Source organism: Microbacterium sp. OR21, assembly GCF_047306785.1.
Lineage (GTDB): Bacteria > Actinomycetota > Actinomycetes > Actinomycetales > Microbacteriaceae > Microbacterium > Microbacterium esteraromaticum_E.
In genome coordinates this window covers 1-14,887 of sequence record NZ_JAZEXJ010000005.1, presented here as the reverse complement: position 1 = coordinate 14,887, position 14,887 = coordinate 1, and the positions used below count along the sequence as shown (strand labels likewise).

At 67.5% G+C, this 14,887-nt stretch carries 22 protein-coding genes; 6 read left to right on the top strand and 16 right to left on the bottom strand.

What is annotated here, in order from left to right:
* Positions 1–832 precede the first annotated feature (832 nt).
* Positions 833–1,387, top strand: coding sequence for a hypothetical protein (locus V2S04_RS13635; RefSeq protein ID WP_005050743.1), 555 nt, complete (start codon positions 833–835; stop codon positions 1,385–1,387).
* Here the strand turns inward: V2S04_RS13635 and V2S04_RS13630 are convergent.
* On the bottom strand, positions 1,308–1,715 hold the full coding sequence (locus tag V2S04_RS13630) for an AMP-binding enzyme (RefSeq protein WP_005050745.1): 408 nt from the start codon (positions 1,713–1,715) through the stop codon (positions 1,308–1,310). The two genes, V2S04_RS13635 and V2S04_RS13630, sit on opposite strands and share 80 nt — an antisense overlap.
* A 159-nt stretch (positions 1,716–1,874) precedes the next feature.
* Positions 1,875–2,099, bottom strand: coding sequence for a hypothetical protein (locus tag V2S04_RS13625; RefSeq protein ID WP_039712023.1), 225 nt, complete (start codon positions 2,097–2,099; stop codon positions 1,875–1,877).
* Here V2S04_RS13625 and V2S04_RS13620 point away from each other — a divergent pair.
* Positions 2,086–3,171: an SAM-dependent methyltransferase gene (locus V2S04_RS13620; RefSeq protein ID WP_039712022.1), complete on the top strand. Its 1,086-nt coding sequence runs from the start codon at positions 2,086–2,088 to the stop codon at positions 3,169–3,171. The two genes, V2S04_RS13625 and V2S04_RS13620, sit on opposite strands and share 14 nt — an antisense overlap.
* 268 nt (positions 3,172–3,439) lie before the next feature.
* Here the strand turns inward: V2S04_RS13620 and V2S04_RS13615 are convergent, their stop codons facing one another.
* From V2S04_RS13615 to V2S04_RS13595, 5 genes are all read right to left on the bottom strand, one after another.
* Positions 3,440–3,865 carry a hypothetical protein gene (locus tag V2S04_RS13615; RefSeq protein ID WP_005050749.1) on the bottom strand — a complete coding sequence of 142 codons (426 nt, stop codon included), beginning with the start codon at positions 3,863–3,865 and terminating at the stop codon, positions 3,440–3,442.
* 35 nt (positions 3,866–3,900) lie between these two features.
* Positions 3,901–4,302, bottom strand: coding sequence for a hypothetical protein (locus V2S04_RS13610; RefSeq protein WP_005050751.1), 402 nt, complete (start codon positions 4,300–4,302; stop codon positions 3,901–3,903).
* Positions 4,299–5,123, bottom strand: coding sequence for a hypothetical protein (locus V2S04_RS13605; RefSeq protein ID WP_047801722.1), 825 nt, complete (start codon positions 5,121–5,123; stop codon positions 4,299–4,301). The genes V2S04_RS13610 and V2S04_RS13605 overlap by 4 nt, the downstream gene beginning before the upstream one ends.
* Entirely contained in the window at positions 5,123–6,751 is a 1,629-nt protein-coding gene (locus V2S04_RS13600) for a hypothetical protein (RefSeq protein ID WP_005050756.1), read from the bottom strand. The genes V2S04_RS13605 and V2S04_RS13600 overlap by 1 nt, the downstream gene beginning before the upstream one ends.
* Positions 6,752–6,851: 100 nt before the next feature.
* A complete protein-coding gene (locus tag V2S04_RS13595; RefSeq protein ID WP_043340519.1) occupies positions 6,852–7,088 on the bottom strand; it encodes a hypothetical protein in 237 nt (78 codons plus the stop codon).
* Positions 7,089–7,181: 93 nt separating this feature from the next.
* On the opposite strand from V2S04_RS13595, the gene V2S04_RS13590 reads away from it, so the two are divergent.
* Positions 7,182–7,715 (top strand): helix-turn-helix transcriptional regulator, encoded by a 534-nt coding sequence (locus V2S04_RS13590; RefSeq protein WP_005050761.1) that lies wholly within the window; start codon positions 7,182–7,184, stop codon positions 7,713–7,715.
* Between the two features lie 5 nt (positions 7,716–7,720).
* Here V2S04_RS13590 and V2S04_RS13585 read toward each other — a convergent pair whose 3' ends face one another.
* Genes V2S04_RS13585 through V2S04_RS13565 form a run of 5 tightly spaced genes read right to left on the bottom strand, consistent with a single transcriptional unit; the run spans position 7,721 to position 10,376 of the window.
* The gene (locus tag V2S04_RS13585; protein WP_005050763.1) at positions 7,721–8,473 is read right to left on the bottom strand and encodes an HNH endonuclease family protein; all 753 of its coding nucleotides are present in this window, start codon (positions 8,471–8,473) and stop codon (positions 7,721–7,723) included.
* Complete coding sequence (locus tag V2S04_RS13580) at positions 8,470–8,946, bottom strand: hypothetical protein (RefSeq protein ID WP_005050765.1); 477 nt, start codon at positions 8,944–8,946, stop codon at positions 8,470–8,472. Before V2S04_RS13580 ends, V2S04_RS13585 begins: the two co-directional genes overlap by 4 nt.
* On the bottom strand, positions 8,946–9,248 hold the full coding sequence (locus tag V2S04_RS13575; RefSeq protein WP_005050767.1) for a hypothetical protein: 303 nt from the start codon (positions 9,246–9,248) through the stop codon (positions 8,946–8,948). Before V2S04_RS13575 ends, V2S04_RS13580 begins: the two co-directional genes overlap by 1 nt.
* Entirely contained in the window at positions 9,241–9,492 is a 252-nt protein-coding gene (locus V2S04_RS13570) for a hypothetical protein (RefSeq protein ID WP_005050769.1), read from the bottom strand. Before V2S04_RS13570 ends, V2S04_RS13575 begins: the two co-directional genes overlap by 8 nt.
* Positions 9,492–10,376 carry a hypothetical protein gene (locus tag V2S04_RS13565; RefSeq protein ID WP_005050771.1) on the bottom strand — a complete coding sequence of 295 codons (885 nt, stop codon included), beginning with the start codon at positions 10,374–10,376 and terminating at the stop codon, positions 9,492–9,494. The genes V2S04_RS13570 and V2S04_RS13565 overlap by 1 nt, the downstream gene beginning before the upstream one ends.
* Positions 10,377–10,528: 152 nt before the next feature.
* Here V2S04_RS13565 and V2S04_RS13560 point away from each other — a divergent pair, with 152 nt between their 5' ends.
* Both V2S04_RS13560 and V2S04_RS13555 read left to right on the top strand, forming a co-directional pair.
* Positions 10,529–11,188 carry a type IV toxin-antitoxin system AbiEi family antitoxin domain-containing protein gene (locus V2S04_RS13560; protein WP_413639000.1) on the top strand — a complete coding sequence of 220 codons (660 nt, stop codon included), beginning with the start codon at positions 10,529–10,531 and terminating at the stop codon, positions 11,186–11,188.
* Positions 11,181–12,239: a nucleotidyl transferase AbiEii/AbiGii toxin family protein gene (locus V2S04_RS13555; protein WP_005050776.1), complete on the top strand. Its 1,059-nt coding sequence runs from the start codon at positions 11,181–11,183 to the stop codon at positions 12,237–12,239. The genes V2S04_RS13560 and V2S04_RS13555 overlap by 8 nt, the downstream gene beginning before the upstream one ends.
* A 5-nt stretch (positions 12,240–12,244) precedes the next feature.
* Here the strand turns inward: V2S04_RS13555 and V2S04_RS13550 are convergent, their stop codons facing one another.
* On the bottom strand, positions 12,245–12,463 hold the full coding sequence (locus tag V2S04_RS13550; RefSeq protein WP_082157160.1) for a histone-like nucleoid-structuring protein Lsr2: 219 nt from the start codon (positions 12,461–12,463) through the stop codon (positions 12,245–12,247).
* Between V2S04_RS13550 and V2S04_RS13545 the strand changes: the two genes are divergently transcribed.
* A complete protein-coding gene (locus V2S04_RS13545; RefSeq protein ID WP_082157159.1) occupies positions 12,391–12,834 on the top strand; it encodes an SDR family NAD(P)-dependent oxidoreductase in 444 nt (147 codons plus the stop codon). The two genes, V2S04_RS13550 and V2S04_RS13545, sit on opposite strands and share 73 nt — an antisense overlap.
* Before the next feature lie 85 nt (positions 12,835–12,919).
* Here V2S04_RS13545 and V2S04_RS13540 read toward each other — a convergent pair whose 3' ends face one another.
* From V2S04_RS13540 to V2S04_RS13530, 3 genes are all read right to left on the bottom strand, one after another.
* The gene (locus tag V2S04_RS13540; RefSeq protein WP_005050794.1) at positions 12,920–13,312 is read right to left on the bottom strand and encodes an SDR family oxidoreductase; all 393 of its coding nucleotides are present in this window, start codon (positions 13,310–13,312) and stop codon (positions 12,920–12,922) included.
* Between the two features lie 51 nt (positions 13,313–13,363).
* Positions 13,364–14,029, bottom strand: a complete 666-nt coding sequence (locus V2S04_RS13535) for an N-carbamoylsarcosine amidohydrolase (protein ID WP_005050795.1) — start codon at positions 14,027–14,029, stop codon at positions 13,364–13,366.
* On the bottom strand, positions 14,026–14,887 hold an 862-nt coding region (locus tag V2S04_RS13530), incomplete at its 5' end, for a polysaccharide deacetylase family protein (protein WP_236969048.1). The genes V2S04_RS13535 and V2S04_RS13530, both read right to left, overlap by 4 nt.

Sequence of the window (14,887 nt, the reverse complement as noted above, 5' to 3'; positions counted from 1 at the left end):
CAGGCGGGAGGATCGTCTCCGCGGTGCCACTGCAGCCCGTGCCACCCCACGCCGCCCGCGTGGCTCCCTGTGACGGCCCCGACGGCCCAGGCGCTCTACGGTCGGAGCAGGACCTTCAGGCTGCTGGACGCGTCGCGGGACTGCTCGAAGGCGGCGGCGGCATCGTCGAAGGCGAACTCGTGGGTCGCCAGCGGCGACAGATCGATCCCCTGGGCGTCGGACGCCTGACGATCGACTCGAGGACGGCCTCGTACTCGCGATGAGCGATGGCGAACGACTGCGGGTGCCACAACTGATAGATGTGTAAGCAGCGTTCCGGGTAGGAGTCCACTACCCGCCCCAACGGGATGTCTGCACGCGCGACGCAGCAGCGGAGGAACGCGTGGTGCGCCACCAGCCAGGCGTCCATGTCACCGACTGCCAGCGCCGCATCCATTAGCGTCCCGTACTCGCGCGAAGCGCCGATCTCGGAGCGCAGCATCCGTCCACCGTCCGGCGCGCGCCTAAGGACTCCAGCTGAAGCCGGACACCGTAGAGCTGGTCGACCTCTTCTACGTCCGGGTGATACACCGTCGCTCGGCGATGGTATCGGCCTCGTTTGAGCCTTTCTTCCCGCAGCAAGCGAAACGCCTCGTGCAAATGACCTCCCCGTCGATCCAGGTCTTTCAACTTTCCATCCTGCGTGAGGCGGCAGTGGCGGTGACACTCCACTGCTCGGAAGAGCACTATTTCGCGCTATTGATCCGGACCCCGATGGTCGGAAGCTGTTCAGTGCCGCGTCATCGGCGCAATACGCTGGGAGACGGGGCTTCCTCTGCCCCGGGAGGACACCATGCAACCAGATAACCTCACGGTCACGGCTCGGGTGGCGCGCACAGCCGTCCCCGGGCGGCTGGACGATCTCACCGAGTGGGCGCATGGTTTCACCGGCCGGGCCCAGTCGTTCCCCGGCTACCGGGAGTCGAAGGTCCGAGTCTCGGAACGGCACCGGCGCCAGGTTGTCGTCGAGATCACGTTCGCTTCCCCCCATGACCTCATCCGGTGGGAGGACAGTAAGGAGCGGCAGGCGCACCTGCAACAGGCCGTGCCGCTCACGATCGGGCAGGCCCGTCCACTGACTCCGGACGCCCTCACCGGTGCAATCCCGACGGCCGGTCCCGCGCGCCCGCGGTGGTGGACGGCGATTTTAGTGTGGATCGCGCTGGTACCGCCTGCCATGTTCAACGCCTACTTCATCGCTCCGCTCCTGACCGGCCTGCCGCCGTACCTCCAGATCCTATGTACGACGCCACTGACCGTCGCGTGCGTCATCTGGGTGATGTTGCCTCTATTGCACGCGCTCGAGGAGAGCATCCGCCACTGGCTCGCGTGGCGGCGCGGGCGCTGAGCGTCTGCCCCATTAGGCGCTGTCGCGGCGGGCAAAGCCCTCTCCGCTCCCTCTTGTCAATCTTGCCTACCTTGGTGAGGGGCATGTCGTCGACGGCGATCAGCCGCTCGGGGTGCTTATGCTTAGCCACCCCGGCGGACTCCATGGCGGCGCGGATCCGTTCGAGCCCGAGCGGGCCGCCCTCCTTGAGACTCACGTAGACGCATACCCGCTCGCTGAACACGGGGTCGAGCATCGCGACGGCGGCCGCTAGATCGAAGCTGTCATAGCGGTAGACGAGGTCCTCCACCTCTTCGCACGAAATCTTCTCGCTGCCTCGGTTGATCATGTCGAGATGTAGCCATCCTCGGTGAAGGACCGCGCGTTCGTCTCAGGTGCGCGGTAGCATCCGCGCGGGGTGTAGCGGATCGGTTTCCTGCTCGAGCATAGATCGACGGCTCATCAGATGCCTCCAGAGTTCTTTTCGTCGGTTATGTCGGTGTGGTGATCAGCGGCGGCGCTGGCGCTTGCCGCCCCAGAACGCGCGGACTGCCATGGTGATCGCTTCGTCTTTGGTGAGGCGATCACCACGGGCCGCGGCTTCGTCGCGTGCCTGGTTGATGTACTCGAAGACGTCCGGAGGTAGTCGGAAGGTCGCGGGGTGTTTTTCGATGCGCTGGACATTGTACGGGCCGCGCTTCTTGCCGGTGCGGGGCGACGTGTCACACCCCAATCAGGGCGGCTTCGACGTCGTCATCGGCAACCCACCCTACGTCAACCGGCGCGAGCTCAGCTACCGCATCACCGGCTTCGAGACAGACAACGTCGACGACATCTACGCCTCCTGCTGCGAGCGCTCGGCGCAGATCACGCGCCCGGATGGCCGGCTCAGCCTGATCGTTCCCATCCGCAGCCAGTTCGCCGATCGCGACGAGTCACTGCGGAAGTTCTACGAGCGGCGGTTCGATGCGATCTGGGTGAGCACCTTCCAGGAACGCCCGGCTGCCCTGTTCCAGGTGAAGGTGCGCAGCACGATCATCACCGCCGCCGGGTATGGCAGCGTCTCCGAGCTGCACACGACGCTCACCCACAGCTGGATCGAGGCGTTCCGTCCGCATCTGATGGCGACACTGCGGTATTCGCTTCGGCCCGCCGGCTCGCGGACCCCGAACTGGATGCGCGCCAGCAGCGACGCGATGTTCGAGCTGATCGACACGCTGCTTGCGAAGGGCACGATCTCCTCGACGCCGCTTGTCCGTGTGAGCGACTACTCCGTCGGTTTCAAGAAGACCGCCACGTACTTCCTGAGCACGTACACGGTGCCGCCGGTCACCTACGACAAGACCACGCACGCCACGGTGCCCCTCAACGAGGGGAAGCTGTTCGTTCAGAACCGGAAGGACCAGCTCGCGGCCAGCGCGATCGCGGCGTCGCGGCTGGCGTTCCTGTGGTGGACGTTCACGGGCGACTGCTTCAACGTCACCAAGGGCACGATGTCGCAGATCCCATTCTCCCCGCACGCTTACGGGCAGGACACGTTCGATGCTCTGGTGGAGCTCGGCGAGAGGATCGAGGAGGCGCTGCCGGCCGTGCGCTCCTGGGATCTCAACTCCGGGAAGTACGTGGGCGGGTACGCGATCCCCGAACTGCGTCATCTCACCGGTCAGGCCGACGAGATCATGCTGGAGGCGATCGGCCGCATCGATCTGCTGCCGGAGATCCAGTACGCCCACGCCCGGATGTACAAGAGCACCGGGATTTCCGCGACGACACTGCGAAAGTTGCCGTTCGAGGTCGAGGTGTGACGCGCGACATCCGCACGGGTCCTTTGCCCTCGAGCGACTGCGATCGTTCGTCCGGGTCAGGATCCTCTGAGTGATGGATATGACAGGTAGGCGCTACCGGATGAGTTGACCCATCTCCCAGTCGCCGAGAGGGATCGTCCGACAAGTTCTGTCAGCGGTCCAAGCGGGACGGTGGCGGTCAGGTTGATCATCGCCGCACAGCATAGAACGCGTTCTCGAACTCGATGGGCGGGACGACACACCGACAGCGGTGGGGTGCCTACCCTTCTCAGGCGGAGTCACGGAGCGAGGTGACAAGCTCCGCGGGGAGGGCAAAGACCTTCTCGAGCAACGGGAGAAGGTCCCGGACTGCCTCGAGGTGCTGCTCTTCGGTCAGATCGTCGATCGCCGGAGGCTCGTCGCCAGTCCAGCCGATCGCTTCCGCCACGATCGTCAGGGACCAGGAGTCCCACCTGAGCCGCCCCTCGGATCGCAGCTGCTCCCGGAACTGACCGAGCACGCCCACGGGCTGAAACGCATTGCGATCGCGCGCGAGCTCGTCGCGAACGTACAACATCGCCGTTTCGAAACCGAGCAGGAACGTGTGCACTCGCTCGAACGTGACGGGCTGCCCGATATACATTCCGGATCGCTTCACGAATGCCTCGGCGATCGAGTAGACCGGCAACTCGGCCGGCCCGTTAGTTTCACTCATCTCGACTTCCCTGCCAGCAGCTCAGGAGACGGTCATTACCCGCGGCGCCGTTTGCGGCCCCAGTAGGCGCGAAGCGCAACGGTGACGATCTCGTCCTTGGTGAGGCGGTCGCCGCGGCTGGCTGCATCCTGCTTGGCCCAGTCCATCAGTTCAAGCGCGTCGTCGGGGAGACGGATCGAGACGGGCTTCTTCTGGACGTAGACGACGTTGTAGGGCCCCCGCTTCTTCTTCGCCGGCGGTGGCGTCTCCGCCTCGGCCGACTCAGGAGGCGTCGCGCTCGCCGCTGCCGGCTTCTGGCTTGCGCGAGGTGCGCGTGCGGGTGCTTCGGACGTCGCTGCCTGGTCGACGTCGCTGGTGACTTCCTCAGCGGGGGGCGCGGCCTTGCGTGCGCGGGGCTTCGCTGCAGCTGTGGGCTTCTTCGGGGCGGCCATGGTCACTGACCACCTCCTCGGTTTCCACGGCGGCGAGCGCGGCGCTCCTCGATGCGCCGCTTCTCTTCCATGCTGATGAGCTCCGCCGGCGACAGCGAGCGGGGGCGGCGAGTGCGGCCGCGCTCGGCCTGCCTCTGGTACTCGGTCGTCTTGGCCGTGCTGACGACGTTGAGGGTGACGCCGGTGATGGTGTCGCGGCTGGTGTCGAGGTTCACGTATCGGTTCTTCGACTCTTCGCGGAACCAGCCGAGGGCGTCGCCGCCGTTCTCGTGGATGCGCTTGAGCATCGTCGAGGCGTTGTACGAGTTGACCTCCATCACGCGGCCGTTGGAGAAGGTCAGGTGGGCGGTGATCTGCTTCTGCTTGTCGTGGGACTGGCCCTTGGCGGCGTTGCGGACCTGCTTGATCAGTTCGGCGTTCGCCTGCTCGCGGCCCTTCGCGGTGCGGCCCTTGGGGATGCGCATCTCGATGTACCGGTCGCCCCCGGTGGCGTATGCCACGTCGACGCGCAGCCGACCACCCTGGCGACCCTCAACGTAGGTGCCGCTGAGGTCTTCGGGGATGACGGGCTTGGCGCCGGCCTTGCCTCGCACGGGGGCGATCGAGCCGTCCTTGCGCCGGCGCCGCGGCGGGACGTGGGTGAGGCGTCCGGTGTCAGCGAGCTCCTGGAGCGCCTGGCGGTAGAGGGCGCCGCTGGTTTCGCCGTTGAGGATCTTGCGGACCATTCGAGGCGAGCGGTGCAGCTCCTCGGCGATCTCGGCCGTGCTGATGCCCTTGCGCCGCAGATCGCGGATGAGGTCTTGGGCGGTGCGCTGCTGGTCAGCCATCAGCCCTTCTCCTCTGCCTGCTCGAGCGCCTTGGCGATGCCGGCCCGCTCGGCACGTGCTTTCAGCGCGTCACGCTGCCGCAGCGTCTCCGGCGTGATGAAGGATCCGTTGAGGTAGCCCTGCAGGCGCAGGCGCCCGGTCTTGCCGTCGTCGCCGCCGCCGATGAACCGGTCCGGCAGGGACCACGCCGGCAGCTTGGTCGTGTAGATCGCATCACCCTGGATGCCGATGAGCGTCGAGGGGTCGACCGTGAGAGCACCGGAGGTGTAGCCGCCGAGGGAGCTGGGGCCGTGGAGGACGCGAGCGCGTGCGCGACCCCAGACCTGGGCGGCGAGCTCCGGGTGGTAGAAGCTTCGGGTGCGGTCGTTCGGGCGCGACGGGATGCGATAGATCCAGAGGTTGCCCTGTCGCAGCATCTTGGCCCTGTACTCGGGCGGGACGTCATCGGGCGACGCGGCGACGCGGGTCTCGTCGCGGCCCGCGGCGGCGAATGCACCGATCGAGTGCAGCATGATGTTCCGCAGCGCGGCGAGCACAGCGCGGCGCAGGTCCGGGTGCATCTCGTCCTGCAGCTGGACTCGCTCGCGGGCGCGCGTCATGCGCTCGGTGAAGGTGTCTAGAGGCTTGGCCTTGCGGAACACCACGGCCTCGTGAGGGCGGATCTCCCACCCGTGCTTGAGGGCGACGTGGATCTCGCTGCCGTCGGCCCAGGTGTCGTGCACCGCTCCGGGCCGGTTCGGATAGAACCAGCCTTCGCGAACGTCCAGGTGCTTCACACCGAGCAGGCCAACGTGGTTCCAGCCCTGAGGGACGCGGAACCGCACGTGGAAGCGGGCGCGCGCGTAGGGGTCTTGCTCGAGCAGCTCGTACGCGGCGGCCTGGTTCAGCCGGATCGCGGGGCCGATACCGAGCTCGCGCCCGACGCCGGCGAACATGAACCGGCCGTCGACGTAGGCGAACTCGCTGATCTTCTTCGTCTTGGCCGGGTCGATCAGCGGGACGCAGTCCTCGTGCTTGGCGAACGACTCCCCCGCGACCAGGTGGTCGTAGTGGTGCAGGCCCGAGGTGAAGTGGATCTCCTGGGCGATGTCGTCTTCGACCGGCACGGGGTTGATGTTCTTCGGCAGCGACAGCGCCCACAGGTTCGTTCCGGTGGCGGCAGGGCTGTTGAACAGGCGCGCGTTCTCGTCGGCGTGGCGAATGATCGACGCGGTGACGTTCCAGGCCAGACGAGCCTGGGCAGGGGTCAGCGGCCCGTCGCCGAACCACTCCTCCGCGGTGCGGACTTCGATCTTGAAGCCGGTGACCGCGTGCTCGAACCGACCGGTGGGCGGGCCGTTGTTGACCCAGTGGGCTCCGGGCTTCCAGTTCGGGGTCTGGACGTACAGCCAGTGCCGCACGCCAGGCGCAGGCTCGGGGCGCTTCCCGGTCAGCATGATGCGGTTAGCGCCGTACGAGGCAGCCGTGTCGAGCAGGTCCGTCAGGTTGGGGTTCTTGCGGCGCTCGCCGATGACGGGGCGAACGGGCGTGCCGGCGTCGGTGACGCCTTGCCCGGTGGTCTGGTCGACCCAGATCGTGGGCACGTCCTTCGGCGTCCACGGCTTGGGTCGGTAGTTCAGCTCGTCCATCTCACCCCCTCATTCGTCAGGTTATATTAGTCAAGAGTGCTTGAAAATTGCAATCAGATTTCGCAGTCGACGGGCGCTCCATGAAGGTCTGGCGGGGTCGCTAGGACGCGAGGCGGCCGCCGTAAGAGCGCCCGCGTCCGTGGTAGGACTTCTGCGCCTTCCGCAGCCCTTCCTCGGTCATCCCCAGCAGGAGGGCGATCTCTCGCTGGGTCAGCTCGGCCGCGCGCGCCTCGTCGACGACTTTGCCGCGGCGTTCGCGCAGCTCGTCCGCTTGCGCGAGCTGCTGGCCGATGCGACGGAGCTCCTCACGGATGGCGTCCGCGTCCTTGTTAGCCATGCGCCCCAGCATCCCCAACCAAGTTGGGTCTGGTTGCCGCGGCGCGCCGTAACCGCGAAAGTGGTTATATTCATCCAGCTGAGAGGAGCGCTGATGACCGGACGGCACCTCACCACGGCGGACGTCGCCGAGAAGCTCGGCGTGTCCGTCGTCGCGGTCTACAAGATGCGCTCCATCAGCAACAAGCTGCGCAGAGCCGGCCAGGAGGGTCCTCTGCTCCCCGAGCCGGTTGCCATAGAAGGCAACTCCCCGCTCTACGACGAGGCCGCGATCGACGCATTCGCGCAGGAGCGCGCGCGCAGGGCGCCCTCGCAGCGCGGCCGCCGGCCGCGACTGATGCCGGGACTGGCGCGCGATGCGGCTTTCGCGGAGCGGTTGCGGGCGGCGATCGCGGACGGGGCGGGGGCGCCCGAGGTTCCCACGCAGGCGGCTCTGATCGACCTGCTCGGCTTGAACGTCGTCACGTTCGGTGAGCGGATGCGAGGGCGCACCCGCTGGACCGACGCCGAGCTCGAGGTGATCAGGCGCACCCTCGGTGTCGACACGACGGATGCGAACGAGGTCGTAGACCGCGCTCGCGCGGCCAAGCGTCAGGCGCGCGCGGCGAGATCCCACGCGGGTTCGTAGCGGCTTCACGACATGCTCCCGCTCTCGTCGCTGGCTTGCTGGGCAGCGCAGGTTGAGAGCGTGTCCACGAGCGCACCGCGGTCGGCTTCGTCGACCGCGAGGTGCCAGGTGTCGACGATCTCCGTGTAGCGGGCGACGTAGGTGCACACGTAGTCGGCGTTCGATGGCAGCCACAGGGCTGGCCCGTGGTCGTTCTTGGCCGCATTCGTGTTGCCATCGACGGCGACGATGTTGTCGAACGAGTTGGCGAACTGAATGCGCTGCTGCTCGGTCCACGCCCACGCGCCCCCGGCGTGCGCCGCCGAAAGGCTGACGATGTGGTCGATCTGGACGCCGGAGCTTCCCGGGGCTCCAGGGGCGGCGATCCGGTCGTGCTCGAACTCAATGCGTGTGCCCGTGTACGGATCGGGGTCGAGCACGCCGGAGAGCACCGTGCAACCGTCACGGACGACGTCCTGCAGCTGGACGGCGAGGAGATCGTCTCGCTGATCGCAGCCGTTTCCCTCGATGTCGATCCAGCGCTCGCCGAACGTGGCGCGGCGATACTCGGGAATCTCCTCGGTGGGATCGATCAGCGGCAGCTCCTGCGCGACTGCGGCGAGCGCGGTGTAGTCGTAGGTCGGGTCCGGGGCGGGTGCCTGCGGGCGCGTCCATGTGTCGATCCAGGAGGTGATGCCCAGCTGGTGGGCGCCGAAGCCGAGCGCGAGAGCTGCGACCGCGGCGAGGGCTGTGCTGGCGCGGCGGGTGCGTCGGTTCATCTGCGCTCCTTTGCCTGTGCGGTGTCGGCTTGGTCGAGCAGCAGTATGGTTCGGGCGATCTGGGTGCGTGCCTCGTCGATGACCTCGAGGGTTTCGTCGTCGGCGTCGAGCTCTGAGAGTGCGTGGCTCTGGCGGCGGAGCTGGTCGCCGAGGTGGAACATGCCGGCACTGAGGAGGACCTCGGCGAGCGCGGCCGCGCGGGCGCCTTGGTGGTCGGCGCTGACGGCGAGGTCGTCGATGATCTCGATGAGGGTTGCGCGGGATCCCATCGTTGGGTCTTCTCCTGGAGTGAGCTCGCGGAGCGCTTCACGGTTGAGCAGCGTCTGGAAGAGCCTGTGCATCCGTTGGGTGAGGGGGCGGCCGTCGCGGCGGGTGCAGTTGAGCGCGAACTCGCGGAAGCTCCATCGGACGGTGACGGGTGTGCCGGTCTGGATGGTCATGGCTTCCTGGAGGCGCACGGCGATGTCGGTCATCAGTGCTCCTCGGTTCGGCCCAGGTGGGGGATCTGCTTGAGGTGGGCGCCGCGGCCGTTGCCGAGCTGGGGGGAGATCGCGCAGCTGGGCAGGTGCAGTCTCGCGTTCGGCCCGTGGCCTGCTGCCGCGTGGGGTGTGGGCTGCCGCGTTGGCCGGGTGTGCCGGGCGCCTCGCTGAGTCAGCGGGAGGGGGTTGAAGCGCAGCGACAGGGCCCAGCGATGGCCGCCGAGCGCGCGGACGACCCGCAGCCACTCTCCCTCTTTGGTGGAGTCGATGGTGAAGGTGTTCGGCTGGTCAGACATCTGCGGCTTCTTTCGGTGCGAAGGGGCTGTTCTTGGCGTCGCGGAGCATCTGCCGGGTGATCGGCTCGGTCTCCTCGAGCGAGGCGAGCGAGAAGTAGTGGCGGCGGGCGCGGGCCGCTTCGGTGCAGGTGAGCAGCTGGCGGTTGCCGTGGTTCGGGCATCCTCCCTTGCTGCGGCATCCGGCCAGGTAGCCGGCGGTGGTGCCGTGCAGGGCGGCTTCGAGGATGTCGAGCGTCTTGCTCATCAGGCGGCCTGCCGGAGTCCGAGGTCGTCACGGTCGCGGTCGATGGTGCGGACGTCGACGCCGAGCAGGTCGCTGAGCTGGGTGAGGCTGAGTCCGCGTTCGGTCCCGCGTCGGGTGGCTTCGAGGCGCTCGTCTCGGGTGAGGCGGACGTTCTGGCCGGCGAGAGCGAGCTCGATCGCGATCTCGTCGAGCAGGGGTTCCTGCCCGGCTGTGGGCGGTGCCGGGTCGGTGTCGATGTCGTCCCAGGCCAGCGGCGGCAGCCAGCCGTGCCGGCGTGCGACCGTGAGTGCGTAGGAGCGGCCGACCCGCTGCGCTCGGGTGTGGGTGGGGGGCTGCTGGTCCCAGAGCTCGTCGTAGAGCGCGGCGATGTCGTCGTGGACACGGATGTCCACGTAGGCGCCTTCGAGTGCCTTGTTGACCTTCCAGCGCGGGTAGCCGAGTCGGCGTGCGATCTCGTGGTGGTTCCATCCGATCGCGGCCAGAGCCTGGAGGCGCCGGCGGGTGCCGCGGCCGTTGACTCGGCCCTGCGCGGCGAGAGTGCTGCTGTCGGGGGTGACTGCGAGGAGTTTGCGGGCGGTGGCGCCGGTGACGAACCGTGCCGTCTCGCTGTTGAGCAGGCGACGGACCGTGGCGCCGCCGACGCCGGCGCTGATGGCGATCCGTTCGGGGATCATCCCGGTGTCGACCAGTGCCTGCAGGTGCTGCCGGATCGGCTCGATGGGTTGGTGCGCGTCCTGGTATCGCCCGTAGGCCAGGAGACGGTAGCGGTCGCGGCGGCGGCGCGCGTTGCCGTCCATGCAGGCGCGGCACCCGCAGAGGTGGACGACGTAGCAGGTGGAGGTCAGCCCGTGCTTGTGGTCCGGCGGGCAGGTGTGGGTCCGCATCTTCTCCTCCTCACAGATGGTTATATTCCCGAATATAACCCGTTCCCGAGGGTTTGGAACCCCCTCACTGCTAAGGGGTGGCCCCAGAGGCTCGAAGTCGACAATCTGAACGAGCTACAACGTTTGTTGCGGTTTCTCGCTACACTGTGCGCATGGCAGGATCAACTTTCGCTCGTCTGGGCGAGCTCACGTCACAGCGTTGGGGCCTGGTGACCACCGCCCAGGCGCTCGAGGCTGGCGTGGCGCGCCCGACCCTGACGCGCCTCGCCAACAGCGGCGCGCTCATCCGCGTCGCGCGCGGCGTCTACCGCCTCGCCGGCGCGCCAGAGCACGAGCAGGAGGCGATCCTCGCGACCTGGCTCGCCCTCGGCGGCGCCGACCGTCCCCGCACAGACACCGGCGTCCCGCCCGTCGTCGCCGCAGGCCAGACGGCCGCGCAGCTGCATGGCATCGGCGACTGGTTCCCCGGGCCACTCGAGTTCGTCGTTCCCACCCGCCGCGGTACCCGCCTGGACGGGGTGCGGCTCCGCACCCGCGAGCTCGCGCCCACCGAGGTGGTCTCCGTCGACGGGATGCCGACCATGAGCGTCGAGCGCACGATCGCCGACCTGATCGAGCAGTGGGTCGACCGCTCCCTCGTCGCCGATGCGCTCGCCGACGCCGCGGACGCGGGAAAGCTGCTCTCCCCCGCCCGCCTGACCGAGTATCTGGAGCCGCTGGCCAAGCCCAACAAGTACCCCTCGGGTGCCGCGCTCGCGGCTGATCTGCTCGCTCTTGCGGGCGTCGACGCGGTGGTGCCGGCCGATGCCTGAGCCCGACGGCTACAAAGACTGGACGGGGCTTGCGCAGGCGATCAAGGCGGCCGCGACGAAGGCAGCCGGTGACGGCGCGAGCGCGCTGGATGTGAATGCGCAGATCGTGCAGGCACAGCACGATCGTTTCCTCAGCCGGGTCTTTGCGGAGGGGGAAGAGTCCGAGTGGCTGCTCAAGGGCGGCACGGCGATGCTCGCCCGGGTGCCGAAGTCACGGTCGACGAAAGACCTGGATCTGGCCTCGACCGGCGCCGCCGATCTGGATGCCGCGCAGCAGGCGCTCGAGCAGGCAGCCGCGCGTGATCTCGGCGACCATGTGCGGTTCCAGCTCACCCGTGCCCGTGCGACCGGGCGAGGAGAGAACCAGCCGGGTGTCGCGACCCGGCGCCTGGTGTTCACATGTCTGGACGCGAACACCGGCCGGAGGATCTCCGACATCCCCATCGACGTGGTCGTCGGCCCTCCCCCGGTCGGCCGCGTCGAGACGATCGAGCCGTCGACGCGGCTGCAGCTGGGGCGGCCGGTCCCGTCGCACCCCTACCGGCTGTTCCCGATCTCCGATCAGGTCGCGGAGAAGGTCACTGCGACGATGAGCACCTACAACGGCCGCCCCAGCAGCCGCGCGAAAGACCTGGTGGACATCGTCACCATTGCACGCACGCAGCGCGTCGACCTGCGCGAGCTGCAGATGGCCATCGACGCGAAGCGTGCACTGTCAAAGCTCGACTCGTTCACTACGTTCACGGTCCCGGACGGTTGGGACGGTCCCTACCGGGTGCTCGCGGCCGGCACGCCCTCAGCCGGCGGGATCACCGATCTGGGTGAGGCCGTGGCTCTCGCGCGTCAGCTGATCGATCCCGCGCTCGCCGACGCGCCCGTGCAACCGGGGACGGTCTGGGTCCCTGGCTCAGGCTGGACACAGAACCCTCCGCCGCCGGAGCCGGGCGGCAGCGGATCCCCTTCGGGGGAGGTCCACGTGCGCGCGCACGTGCGCTCCGGTTATCCCGTCACGGAGCACTGGCGCGCAGCGCGCGGCTCAGCCCAGGAGTGACCGCGTCAGTGCGCCGCGTCGTACGCCTCGAGGATGGACGCGGGAACCCTGCCGCGATCGCTGACCTGGTGTCCGTTCTGACTGGCCCATTCACGCACCGTGTTGAGATCGGCCCGTCCGCCCCGCGACGTCCTCGCCGGACGCCGGGTGGCTGCGCCGATGCGGCGCGCGCTCTTGGCCCAGGCCTCGAACTCGAGATCGATCTCGAGTTGCTTTCCGTCGATCGCGAAGGTCGCGGGATCGAGCCGCTCGCCAGGTCGCGCACACCACCGCGAAGGGCGGCGTCATCGCGATGACGAAGTCGCTCGCTGCGGAGGGCGCCCGCTACGGCGTCCGCGCGAACTCGATCTCGCCTGGCTTCGTCAGCACCCCGGCGACGGACAAGGCGGTGGATGCGGAGGGCAAGGCCTGGCAGGTCGGCAACGCGCTCATTCAACGCCCCGGCACGGGCGAGGACATCGCGTACATGCCGCTCTACCTGGCCTCCGACGAGTCCTCTTGGGTGACCGGACAGAACTACAGCGTCGACGGCGGCGCGACCGCCGGGTGGCGGAACGACAGCGAGACGGACCGACTGGCCGCGAAGAACGGCTGACACGCGGGTCGCGGCGCGACCGGTGACGGACGTGAGGCACGGTGTCAGCTGACACCGTGCCTCCCGTCCGTCGTGGCCACCTCGTCTAAATCGCGAGGTACCCGCCGTCGACGGCGAACTGCGCGCCGGTCGCGAAGGCGGCCGCGTCGGAACCGAGCCACGCGACCATCTCGGCGATGTCGTGCGGCGTGCCGAGTCGGCCGATCGGGTGCTTCGTCAGCAGCGCGTCCTTGAAGCCGGGGTAGGTCTCCTCCAGCGCGTCTATCATTGGCGTCTGGATCACCCCGGGCAGCACTGCGTTCACGCGGATGCCTTTGTCGGAGTACTCCACCGCGGCGGCTCGGGTGAGGCCGATGACGCCGTGCTTCGACGTGACGTAGGCGGACTGGTGGGCGATGGCGACCTGCCCGAGGGACGAGGCGGTGTTGATGATGGATCCGCCGCCCTGCGCCAGCATCTGCGGGATCTCGGCCTGCACGCCGGTTCAATATTCCGCACAGAGGAAGTTGGCCCCACGGCGTTACTGCAGTCAATCGTTCTGTTGCGCAAGCCCCCGCAGGTAAGCACGTGCGTCGTCGAGGCTGACGACATCGCCGTACTTCGCGTCGATGTCAAAGAGGCTGGCCAGGTGCGGAAGGGCTGCCCGGTCGCCGACTGCCTCTTCGACGACGATGGTGTGGAAGCCGTAGGAGCAGGCGTCAACCGCCGAGGCGCGCACGCACCCACTGGTGGTGCAGCCGACGATGATGATGGTGTCGACACCCCGTGAGATCAAGCGTGCGGCGAGATCAGTTCCGAAGAAGCAGGATGCGTACTTCTTCACCAGGGTCATCTCGTGGGGCAGCTGGCCCAGCCTGCTGTCGACCTCCACCCATTCGCTGCCCTCCACCAACAGGTGGTTGGACGGGATCTTCTTGATCCAGAGCCCCGCCTCCTGCAATTCGGTGTCGTACGCGACCGTCGAGAAGAAGATGGGGATCTCGAGTTCACGGGCGGGGACGAGTAAGGCATTGGTGGCGGCCAGCTGTGACTCCAGTTCGCCTGACAGGGGCGAACGGCTGTCCGTGAATCCGGTGATCAAGTCGACGATCAGCAGCGCCGGCTTCTCGCCGTAGCCGATCCGGCCGCCCAATCCCTTGGCCTTGAACTCGTCGCGCAGCCGTGCGTACTCATCGATCAGCTCCGTATTCGTCACGAATCGGCTCTCCTGTTCCCCGTCGACTGATAGTGCGCCGCGATGGCATCGCTCGTCGTCACCCAGACACCATCGTGAGACGTGATGTGCTCGAGGGCCCGATCAAGGTAGCGGTGGCGGAACGGCTGGCCGACGATGAACGGGTGCAACGGCAGCGACATGACGCGACCCGAGTGCTCGGAGTCTGAATAGAGCTGATCGAACTGGTCGATCACCGCTTCCAGGAACTGCGGGCCGGTATAGCTCTTACTCACGAACATCGTCACATCGTTGAGTTCTATCGTGTAGGGAACGCTGAACATCCCGTCGACGTTCAGCGGATACGGCTGATCGTCGTTCGTCCAGTCCAGGACGTAGTCATACCCCAGCTCCCGAAGGATCCGCGGCGTCTCGAACGTCTCTGTGAGCGCCGGGCCAAGCCAGCCCCGCGGCCGTACTCCGGTGGCGGAGGCGATTGTATCCGTCACGTCTTGAAGGTAGGCGCGCTCCGTGTCAGCACCCATTCCAGCTTGGAAGGTGGAATTGTCGCGGCCATGCGCGAGCCACGCCCAGCCGCGTTGCCGGCCTGCCTCGAGAATCTGGGGGTAGTGCCGACAAACGTCGGAGTTGAGAAGCACACTTGCGGGCACTCCATGTCGGTCGAGGCTCTCGATCATCCGCCACAGGCCTACCCGCGGACCGTAATCGCGCCAGCCGTAATTGAGTGGATCCGGCTGCAGCATCGCGGTACCGCCGAAGATGCTCGTGGAGGGCTTGTCGATCTGATAGTGCTCGATGTTCAGCCCGACATAGAACGCCACTCGGGCCCCATTCGGCCACGAAATCGTCGGTCGCTCCGTGATCGGGCTGTAATCGAAG

Excerpts from the sequence above, each read along its gene's own strand:
- V2S04_RS13635 (WP_005050743.1), top strand. The coding sequence starts at position 833 with ATGCAACCAGATAACCTCACGGTCACGGCTCGGGTGGCGCGCACAGCC.
- V2S04_RS13630 (WP_005050745.1), bottom strand. The coding sequence starts at position 1,715 with ATGATCAACCGAGGCAGCGAGAAGATTTCGTGCGAAGAGGTGGAGGAC.
- V2S04_RS13615 (WP_005050749.1), bottom strand. The coding sequence starts at position 3,865 with ATGAGTGAAACTAACGGGCCGGCCGAGTTGCCGGTCTACTCGATCGCC.
- V2S04_RS13605 (WP_047801722.1), bottom strand. The coding sequence starts at position 5,123 with ATGGCTGACCAGCAGCGCACCGCCCAAGACCTCATCCGCGATCTGCGG.
- V2S04_RS13600 (WP_005050756.1), bottom strand. The coding sequence starts at position 6,751 with ATGGACGAGCTGAACTACCGACCCAAGCCGTGGACGCCGAAGGACGTG.
- V2S04_RS13595 (WP_043340519.1), bottom strand. The coding sequence starts at position 7,088 with ATGGCTAACAAGGACGCGGACGCCATCCGTGAGGAGCTCCGTCGCATC.
- V2S04_RS13590 (WP_005050761.1), top strand. The coding sequence starts at position 7,182 with ATGACCGGACGGCACCTCACCACGGCGGACGTCGCCGAGAAGCTCGGC.
- V2S04_RS13585 (WP_005050763.1), bottom strand. The coding sequence starts at position 8,473 with ATGAACCGACGCACCCGCCGCGCCAGCACAGCCCTCGCCGCGGTCGCA.
- V2S04_RS13580 (WP_005050765.1), bottom strand. The coding sequence starts at position 8,946 with ATGACCGACATCGCCGTGCGCCTCCAGGAAGCCATGACCATCCAGACC.
- V2S04_RS13575 (WP_005050767.1), bottom strand. The coding sequence starts at position 9,248 with ATGTCTGACCAGCCGAACACCTTCACCATCGACTCCACCAAAGAGGGA.
- V2S04_RS13570 (WP_005050769.1), bottom strand. The coding sequence starts at position 9,492 with ATGAGCAAGACGCTCGACATCCTCGAAGCCGCCCTGCACGGCACCACC.
- V2S04_RS13565 (WP_005050771.1), bottom strand. The coding sequence starts at position 10,376 with ATGCGGACCCACACCTGCCCGCCGGACCACAAGCACGGGCTGACCTCC.
- V2S04_RS13560 (WP_413639000.1), top strand. The coding sequence starts at position 10,529 with ATGGCAGGATCAACTTTCGCTCGTCTGGGCGAGCTCACGTCACAGCGT.
- V2S04_RS13555 (WP_005050776.1), top strand. The coding sequence starts at position 11,181 with ATGCCTGAGCCCGACGGCTACAAAGACTGGACGGGGCTTGCGCAGGCG.